Annotated in this window: 9 protein-coding genes; 3 read left to right on the top strand and 6 right to left on the bottom strand. The window is 42.2% G+C overall.

From position 1 onward, the window contains the following. A partial coding sequence (locus ABYB02_RS11385) for a hypothetical protein (protein ID WP_372762575.1) occupies positions 1–475 on the bottom strand: 475 nt, incomplete at its 3' end. 209 nt (positions 476–684) lie between these two features. Between ABYB02_RS11385 and ABYB02_RS11390 the strand changes: the two genes are divergently transcribed. After that, entirely contained in the window at positions 685–978 is a 294-nt protein-coding gene (locus ABYB02_RS11390) for a hypothetical protein (RefSeq protein ID WP_011329518.1), read from the top strand. Between the two features lie 92 nt (positions 979–1,070). Here the strand turns inward: ABYB02_RS11390 and leuD are convergent, their stop codons facing one another. The 5 genes from leuD to fabR all read right to left on the bottom strand — a co-directional run bounded on the left by leuD (position 1,071) and on the right by fabR (position 6,780). Further along, on the bottom strand, positions 1,071–1,670 hold the full coding sequence (gene leuD / locus ABYB02_RS11395) for a 3-isopropylmalate dehydratase small subunit (protein WP_011329519.1): 600 nt from the start codon (positions 1,668–1,670) through the stop codon (positions 1,071–1,073). After that, the gene (gene leuC, locus ABYB02_RS11400) at positions 1,670–3,070 is read right to left on the bottom strand and encodes a 3-isopropylmalate dehydratase large subunit (protein WP_089368871.1); all 1,401 of its coding nucleotides are present in this window, start codon (positions 3,068–3,070) and stop codon (positions 1,670–1,672) included. The genes leuD and leuC overlap by 1 nt, the downstream gene beginning before the upstream one ends. A 67-nt stretch (positions 3,071–3,137) precedes the next feature. Continuing rightward, positions 3,138–4,214, bottom strand: coding sequence for a 3-isopropylmalate dehydrogenase (gene leuB, locus ABYB02_RS11405; RefSeq protein ID WP_011329521.1), 1,077 nt, complete (start codon positions 4,212–4,214; stop codon positions 3,138–3,140). Beyond that, complete coding sequence (leuA, locus tag ABYB02_RS11410) at positions 4,211–5,764, bottom strand: 2-isopropylmalate synthase (RefSeq protein WP_011329522.1); 1,554 nt, start codon at positions 5,762–5,764, stop codon at positions 4,211–4,213. Before leuA ends, leuB begins: the two co-directional genes overlap by 4 nt. A 395-nt stretch (positions 5,765–6,159) precedes the next feature. Continuing rightward, entirely contained in the window at positions 6,160–6,780 is a 621-nt protein-coding gene (gene fabR / locus ABYB02_RS11415) for an HTH-type transcriptional repressor FabR (RefSeq protein WP_372762576.1), read from the bottom strand. 126 nt (positions 6,781–6,906) lie between these two features. Between fabR and ABYB02_RS11420 the strand changes: the two genes are divergently transcribed. Together ABYB02_RS11420 and sthA are read left to right on the top strand one after the other, a co-directional pair. Then, positions 6,907–8,040 carry an acyl-CoA desaturase gene (locus ABYB02_RS11420; RefSeq protein WP_372762577.1) on the top strand — a complete coding sequence of 378 codons (1,134 nt, stop codon included), beginning with the start codon at positions 6,907–6,909 and terminating at the stop codon, positions 8,038–8,040. A 13-nt stretch (positions 8,041–8,053) separates the two neighbouring features. Next, the coding region (sthA, locus tag ABYB02_RS11425; RefSeq protein ID WP_372762578.1) for a Si-specific NAD(P)(+) transhydrogenase at positions 8,054–9,427 on the top strand (1,374 nt) is incomplete at its 3' end.

A 9,427-nucleotide genomic window follows, 5' to 3' on the forward strand; every position in this document is an offset into this window, starting at 1 on the left:
ACATTTGCCAAGTATTACCTACCGACTGTGCTATCCCTTGTGCAACAAATAATTCTTTTGAATATTGATCGGCAGGAAACGACTGCATTTGTGCAAAGCCAGCATCATTTGTATGCCCGCCATACATAGTTGAGATGTCGTTAGAACCATTTTTATGGCGATGGTCGTGCTTTAAGCTTAAGCCACTGCCCGTTTTAGTAATAATCCAAGTGCGCGATGCATCATCACCCACATGAAATGGCACTTGCAGCTCACTGTCGGTACATTTACGTACATGCATTACTAATTTTTTGCCCGCAAACGAGCTTGGTCCCGCGGCGTTATCAACACTTACCTTGCCTTCATAAGCTTTACCGCAATGTGCAGCAATATTACTAAAAAACGCATCGTGGCTAGCAATAGACACCAAAGGCGCAGGGCTTGCTACAACAGTTGATGAAGCCAATAATAAAGTGGCTGCAGTTAATAATTTCATCACATATTCCTTATAATAGTTTTTAGTACCATAGCCCTTTAACTCACTTAAAGGAAGTAATCACGATGAACCACCAAAGTGCAGGAGTAATCAACAAATGATACTTGCAACTCGCTGATAATTTTAAAATATAAATTGTTGCAAAAAAAATATAATAATTAAATACTGCCAACTGTAAAATTAATAACTAGCATGGAGCGCAGAACCAAATGACAAATTATATAGGCTTAATAATAGTCATATTATTATTGATTTTACAAAATCGTTATTACCTTTCCCTATGTAAATACCTTGCTCAGCAACACCCAAATGAATGGCAAAAGCTTACCCAAAACTCTTTAGATGGAACAGCACATGCCAACCTTGCTGAATCATTTAAAAATGGCTTTTTTGCGACCATAGATGACTCGAAAGTAACCCGTTTTCAAACCTTTAAAAGGATAAACTTATTAATAATAGCAGCCATTTCCGCCGCTAGTTTAGCTACTGCATTTTTATTTTGAACAAATTGATAAAACAATTAATGTGTTGCTGCTAAAATAAAAAAGCGCAGCTTATGCTGCGCTAAATACGTCTTTTTATTTATTTTAACAACTTACTGCCAAGGACGCTCTGCAGCAAGTTGCTGCTCAAACGCGTCTATTTGTGGGTTAAGCGTTTCGGTTACGCCAATAAAGTCTAGGCCGCTTAATAGACGCTCTTTTACGTCTTTGCGAATATCAAAACTAATGGGGGCAAATTTAGTGCTAGTCAGTGTTTGATTTTCAAGATCGATGTCGATATGAATATCGTCATGTTGCTCACTTAACACAAATAATTGCTCTAGCGTATCGCCAGGCAGTGCAATGGCTAACATTTGATTATTGCCACAGTTATTGAAGAAAATATCGGCAAAGCTTTCAGCCAAAATCACTTCAAAACCATATTGCTTTAGTGCCCATGGCGCGTGTTCGCGTGATGACCCACAACCAAAGTTGTCGCGCGTTAGTAATATTTGCGCGCCTTGGTAGCAAGGACGATTTAAAATAAAATCAGGGTTTGGCTCGTCATTTTCTAAATAGCGCCAATCATAAAATAATGCGGCATCAAAGCCTTCGCGGCTGGTTGAGGTTAAAAACTGCTTTGGAATAATTTGATCCGTGTCCACGTTGTTTTTATCCAATGGGGCCATTAAGCCACTAAAATAAATGCTCATTAGGCTTCTCCTCTAATATCAACAAAGTGACCATGTATAGCTGCCGCAGCGGCCATTGCAGGGCTAACCAAATGGGTGCGCCCGCCACGGCCTTGACGTCCTTCAAAGTTACGATTTGAGGTGGATGCACAGCGTTTACCTGCACCTAAGCGGTCGTCGTTCATTGCTAAACACATTGAACAACCCGGTTCACGCCACTCAAAGCCAGCTGCTTTAAAAATATCTGCTAAGCCTTCGTCTTCGGCTTGTTTTTTAACTAAACCAGAACCCGGTACAATTAACGCTTCAATACCGGCAACTACTTTTTTGCCTTCGACTATTTTTGCTGCTGCACGTAAATCTTCAATACGACTATTGGTGCACGAGCCAATAAACACGGTATCTACTTTTGCACTTGATAACTTTTCGCCCGCTTTTAGGCCCATGTACTTTAATGCACTGCGGATCGCATCAGCTTTAATTAGGTCAGGTTCTTTATCAGGATCAGGAATACACTCGTCTACGCCAATCACTTGCTCTGGGCTAGTGCCCCAAGTAATTTGTGGCTGAATGCAGCTGGCCTCTAGCTCAACAACATGATCAAACTGCGCACCATCATCTGTTTTTAATGTTTCCCAATACTTAACAGCTGCGTCAAAATCAGCGCCTTTAGGAGCAAATGGGCGACCTTTTAGGTAATCATAAGTGATTTGGTCAGAAGCAATTAAACCTGCTTTGGCACCCATTTCTATACTCATATTACACAACGTCATACGTGCTTCCATCGACAACGCTTCAATTCCTTCACCGCAAAATTCTGCAACGTAGCCCGTGCCACCCGCTGTACCTAACTTACCAATAACCGCCATAATTAAGTCTTTTGCAGTAACGGTGGGACGCAAACGGCCATTTATTTGAATTTTTAACGACTTAGCCTTTTTTTGTTGCAATGTTTGCGTTGCTAATACGTGTTCAACCTCTGAGGTGCCAATACCGTGAGCAAGCGCACCAAATGCACCATGAGTCGACGTATGGCTGTCACCACATACTATGGTAGTGCCAGGCAAAGTTATACCCTGCTCTGGCCCCATAACATGCACTATGCCTTGATTAATTGAGTTTAAATCGTAAAGCACAATGCCAAACTCTTTACAGTTTGCATCTAGCGCCATTAATTGATTTTTCGACACTTCGCTAGCAGCATCCAATGAGCGACTTTTGGTCGATACATTATGATCCATAGTAGCGAAGGTTTTTTCTGGGCAGCGTACAGTGCGGTTTTTTTCACGCAAACCAGCAAAGGCTTGTGGTGACGTAACTTCGTGTACTAAATGACGGTCAATATAAAGTAAATCGGTTTGCTCGTTGATGCTGGCAATTGTATGTGCTTGCCAAATTTTGTCGTATAACGTTTGGGCCACTTGCTAATCCCCTAATCTGTTTTGAGCCGCAGCCTAACGGAGCTGCGGCATTAAAATGTGTTTTTAGTTAAATGCGCGCAACAATCGCTGCAGCAACATCATTGGTGGTATAGCCAGCGTTTGGAAATATATCTGGCGTACCTACGCCCGCTGCAACGGCTTCAGCTACTGCTTTTTCAATGGTGCGTGCAGCTTCGTCTTGGCCCAATGAGTAACGCAGCATTAGTGCGGCACTTAAAATTTGTGCAATCGGATTTGCCACGCCTTTACCTGCAATATCGGGGGCTGAGCCACCGGCAGGCTCGTATAAACCAAAGCCCGACTGGTTCAAACTAGCCGATGGTAATAACCCCATAGAGCCGGTGATCATCGCGCACTCATCAGACAAAATATCGCCAAATAAGTTATCGCACAGTAATACATCAAACTGGCTTGGTTGTTTTACAAGCTGCATTGCTGCGTTATCTACGTAAATATAATCAAGTTTTACTTCTGGGTAGTCTTTACTTACTTCGGTAACAACTTCGCGCCATAGTACGCTTGATGCTAAAACGTTGGCTTTATCAACCGAAGTAACATGGCTACTACGCAGTTTTGCGGCTTCAAAGGCAAAACGTGCAATACGTTCTATTTCTTTACGTGAGTATCTTTGCGTATCGAATGCTGATTCATTTTCGCCTTCGCCGCTGCGCCCTTTTTCACCAAAATAAATGCCACCGGTTAGCTCACGTACACACAAAATGTCAAAGCCTTGCTCGCTAATATCAGCGCGTAATGGCGATGCGGTGCTTAATGCTGGCAATAATTGCGCTGGGCGTAAATTACAAAACAAGCCAAAGTGTTTGCGCAGTGGTAACAGTGATCCACGCTCAGGTTGCTCATCGGGCGGTAAATGTTCCCACTTTGGACCACCAACAGCACCAAATAAAATAGCATCGGCATTTTCACAGGCTGTAACTGTACTTTGTGGTAAGGCTTTTCCATGCTTATCGATGGCTGCCCCACCAATTGCATGGTGTTCGCGGTTTAGAGTAAAACCAAACTTATTGCTCACTGCATCCAGTACTTGCTCTGCTGCTGCCATTATTTCTGGGCCAATACCATCACCCGCTAATACGGCTACACTGTAGTTTGTTTTACTCATCCTGCTTTCCTTTGTTGTTTTAAATCAGACACTTTTTGTGCGCGATAAATTAAATTATAAACACGAACCATAGCGCGTACCGACGCTTCCACCACATCTGCTGCTATGCCGGCACCGTGATAAGGGCGGCCGTTAAATTTAGCAATAATGTTTACCTGCCCAAGTGAACTTGCACCTTGGCCTGTGGCTTCTAAGTTATACTCAATCATTTCTACGCTCATTCCGGTTAAGCGCTCAATAGCAGCAAAAGAGGCTTCAACTGGGCCATTCCCCGTTGCTGCTTCTTGTTTAGCTTCGCCATCTATCAACATGCCAATAGTAGAGCTGGCTACCGATTGTGAGTTAGATACCGAGTTAACAAACTCTAATTGGTACTTTTCGTCTTTGTCGTTAATTTGATTAAAGTAAATCATCGCTTCAAGGTCGTAATCGTATACAGTACCTTTTTGATCAGCCAAGGCTATAAAACTTTCGTATAGACTATCCATATCATAATCAGACTTTTGATAGCCTAATTCTTCTAAGCGATGTTCAATAACATGGCGTCCAGAGCGTGAAGTCATATTTAATTGGTTGCTCGGTACACCCACACTTTCTGGCGACATAATTTCGTAGGTGTTTTGCGCTTTTAATACGCCGTCTTGATGTATACCTGAGCTGTGTGCAAAGGCGTTCTCGCCCACAATGGCTTTATTAGGCTGTACTGGCATATTACAAATTTTAGCCACTTGGCGAGATGCGCGATAAATTTCTTCACTTTTAATATCGGTATACACGTTTAAGTGGTCTTTGCGCATTTTCATGATCATTGCCACTTCTTCAAGTGAGCAGTTACCCGCACGTTCACCAATGCCGTTAATAGTACACTCAATTTGGCGAGCACCCGCTTGCACAGCAGCAATAGAGTTGGCAACAGCTAAGCCTAAATCGTTATGGCAATGCACACTTAAGCGTGCTTTATCAATATTTGGCACATTGTTCATTAAATGGCGGATCATGCCTGCGTATTCGTCCGGCGTTACAAAGCCAACTGTATCGGGTAAATTAATAGTAGAAGCACCGGCTTTAATTGCCTGCTCTACAATGCGGCATAAATCCCAATGCGGTGTACGTCCGGCGTCCTCACACGAAAACTCCACATCATCGGTATAGTTACGTGCTAATTTAATTGATTTAACTGCCATAGCAGTGGCATCGTCCAAGCTCATGCGTAACTTGTGCTCAAGGTGCAAAGGACTGGTAGCAATAAAAGTATGAATTCGACTTTGCTGCGCGTTACGAAGTGCTTCGCCACATGCTTCAATGTCTTTAGCAACTGAGCGCGCTAGGCCACAAATAATTGGCCCTTTAACCTCGGTAGCAATACGCTGCACGGAGCGAAAATCTGCTGGGCTCGATACCGGAAAACCCACTTCCATTACATCTACATTTAAGCGACTAATGGTGTGCGCTAGCTGAATTTTATCATCTTCGGTAAGGCTTGCTTTAAGCGCCTGCTCACCATCACGTAATGTGGTATCAAAAATCCATACTTTATCTTGGTCTTGCATAACAGCCTCTCATTCCAATGCTATTTATTGTTAACTTATCCTACCGCGAGATAAAAAAAACCCCGCAAGTGCGGGGTTTTTTTATGTTTAGCTCAATGCAAACACACTAATCCCCGCTCACTTGCCATAGCAGTAAGAGGTTCAGTTTTAGTGTAATTAAACGAATAATATGCATCTTGCTTTCTTATTTGTGTCGAGTGAGGCTTATTTTTAACATTACCATGCACAAGGTGCAAGCATAAAAATTCTAATTTTTGTATTTAACATCGCTTTAAACGGAAATAATTATGCACTAAAGAAAGGTTTGGTGAGGTTTTTTAACAATAAAGCACCGCAAAGTGCTTAAATTACTAAGCACTGTAAAGCACAGTGCTTAGATTAACTTTTTACTCTGTTTAAATCTCTTTATTTGTTTCTCGCACATAATGCGTTGCACCACGAGTAATGTAGCGCAATTGCCAAATAACACGCTCTACTAACTCCTCTCGTTGTAAGCCCTCTAAATCAAGCGCTTCTGCTCCAGCATTAAATACCAGTGTTACCATGGCTTCAGATTGAATATACGCATGGGTGGCATCGCATTTTGTTTCGCTTTCTAGGTAGTGCGCCAACTCTAAAATAAAGTGCTTAACTTCGCGTGCTACCGCCGCTCTAAACGCTTTTGAAGTACCAGATCGTTCGCGCAGTAATAACCTAAATTGATTACTCGAGTTGTCAATAAACTCCATAAAGGTCACCACCGAGGTATTTATTACGCTACCACCGCTGGCAATGCGTCGGCGCGCTTGGCGCATAAGTTGACGCAGGGTTAAACCCGCTTCATCAACCATGGTTAAACCCAGTTCGTTCATATCTTTAAAATGTCGATAGAAAGAAGTTGGTGCAATACCGGCTTCACGCGCAACTTCGCGTAAACTTAAGTTTGAAAAGCTATGATCGGCACTCAACTGATTAAATGCCGCCTCAATTAACGCTTGTCGTGTTTTTTGTTTCTGTTGCGCTCTAACACCCGACATCAACAGCTCCCTGAATGAATTTATAGCAAATTTTGATTAAAATAGTTTAATTACTCAGTCTAATACTTGACGCCAAGAGTTTGAAATATTATTTTAGCTTACAGTTGTACGCTGAGATAGAGAATTATGAACAAACCACCACTTATTTGGACCAACGTCCTATTTTTTAGCCTTACTTTTTTGGCCGCGATAACGCTTGTGCCTTGGTATGGTATTAACTACGGATTTTCTAGTGCCCACTGGATTGCCTTTGTCGGCTGTATGTTTTATGCAGGCTTATCAATTACTGCCGGTTACCACAGATTGTGGGCACATAAAACCTATAACGCCCATCCGGCGGTTGAGTTTGTGTTTGCCTTAGGCGGTGCATTTGCACTGCAAAACAGTGCACTACATTGGAGCAGCGACCACCGTGTGCATCACGGCCAAGTTGACGACCCAATAAAAGACCCTTATGCCGCAACCAATGGTTTTTGGTATAGCCATATTGGCTGGATGTTACGTGACTATCAAGCTGATAGCTACGGCGATTACAGTAACTGTCGCGATTTACAACGCAATAAAATTGTAATGTGGCAACACAAACATTATTTAAAGTTAGCTCTTTTAATGAATGTAGGCCTACCTCTTACGCTAGGATTACTAGTTGGCGATGTATGGGGCATGTTATTACTTGCCGGTTTACTGCGCTTAGTACTTAGTCAGCACTTTACCTTTTTTATTAATTCGGTAGCCCATATTTGGGGCTCTCGTCCGTACACCGAAAAAAATACCGCCCGCGACAACGGCTTTTTAGCCCTATTTACATATGGCGAGGGGTATCATAACTTTCATCATATTTTTGCCAGTGATTACCGTAACGGCATTAGGTGGTTTCATTATGACCCCACTAAATGGGTTATTCGCTCGTTAGCTGCCCTTGGTTTAGCCAGTAAACTAAAGCGCACACCGGTTGAACGCATTGAAAAAGCCAAGGCCGAAACTTTAATGAGCAAAACACAAGTTCGTCTTGCAAAATTGCCTTTAGCACAAGATAAGCTTACATTATTACAACAAGAATATGATTTACTGCTGAAAAAACTGCAAAATTATTGTTCACTACAAAAACAAGTGTTAGAAGTTAAAAAAAATAACATGGCAAAGCAGTGTGAACGTTCAGCATTAATGGCACAATACCATGAGCTGGAAGCCGCCTGGGAAAATCAAAAACAGGCATGGCTAGCACTTAATGCGAGGTTATTAAAAGCCTCTTTTAATTAATTTAGGAGTGGCTGTGGCCAAACAACCAGAACAAAAAAAAGTACCCGTGACATACCAATATGATGCAATAATTATTGGCACGGGTCCTGGCGGTGAAGGTACCGCCATGAACCTTTCAAAAAACGATAAAAAAGTAGCGGTTATTGAACGCCAAGAATCAGTTGGTGGCGGTTGTGTACATTGGGGAACAATTCCTTCAAAAGCGCTTCGCCACTCTGTTAGCCGCTATATTGAATACAAAGCAAATCCGTTATTTAATGTTGGTGAGCGCCCTAGCCGCTTAACATTTCCTGATATTTTACGTCACGCAAGTTCTGTTATTTCTAAGCAATCTAATTTACGTAGTAGCTTTTACGATCGTAACCGCATTCATATGTTTCAAGGTGATGCGAGCTTTGTAGATAAGCACACAATTGAAGTAAAAAGAAATGATGGTTCAACTGAGCGACTGACTGCTAAAACGATTGTTATAGCAACGGGTTCACGCCCTTATCGCCCACCAGAGGTAGATTTTACGCATTCTCGTATTTACGAAAGTGACACAATACTTGGCCTTGAGCATGACCCTCATCGTGTACTGATTTATGGTGCAGGTGTAATTGGTTGTGAGTACGCGTCAATATTTAAAGGTTTAGGCGCTAAAGTTGATTTAGTTAATACACGTGACCGACTACTTGCTTTTATGGATGCTGAAATATCTGACGCGCTTAGCTACCACTTTTGGAACAGCGGTATTGTTATTCGTCATAACGAAGAGTTTGACCGAATAGAGACCCGTGACGACTGCGTTATAATGCATCTAAAATCAGGTAAACGCGTAAAAGCTGACTGTATTTTATTTGCTAATGGTCGTACTGGTAACACTGATACACTAAATCTTGAAGCCATTGGCTTAAAAGCCGATAGCCGTGGCCAATTAAAAGTTAACGAAACATACCAAACAGAAATTGATAACGTTTACGCTGTAGGTGATGTAATAGGCTATCCAAGCCTTGCAAGTGCTGCGTTTGACCAAGGTCGTATAGCTGCTGATGCAATTGCATGTGGTAACTGCGATGACAGGCTGATTGTTGATATTCCGGCCGGTATTTATACCATCCCAGAAATGAGCTCAGTAGGTAAAACCGAGCAAGAGCTTACAGCTGCTAAAGTACCGTATGAAGTTGGCCGTGCTCAATTTAAGCATTTGGCTCGCGCGCAAATTGCTGGTACTGAAGTAGGTAGTTTAAAAATATTATTCCACACCGAAACCAAAGAAGTACTTGGCGTACATTGTTTTGGCGAACGTGCCTCTGAAATTGTTCACATTGGCCAAGCTATTATGGAACAAAAAAATGGTGGCAATAATATCGACTACTTTGTAAATACCACATTTAACTACCCGACC

Source organism: Pseudoalteromonas sp., from assembly GCF_041613455.1.
Classification (GTDB): domain Bacteria; phylum Pseudomonadota; class Gammaproteobacteria; order Enterobacterales; family Alteromonadaceae; genus Pseudoalteromonas.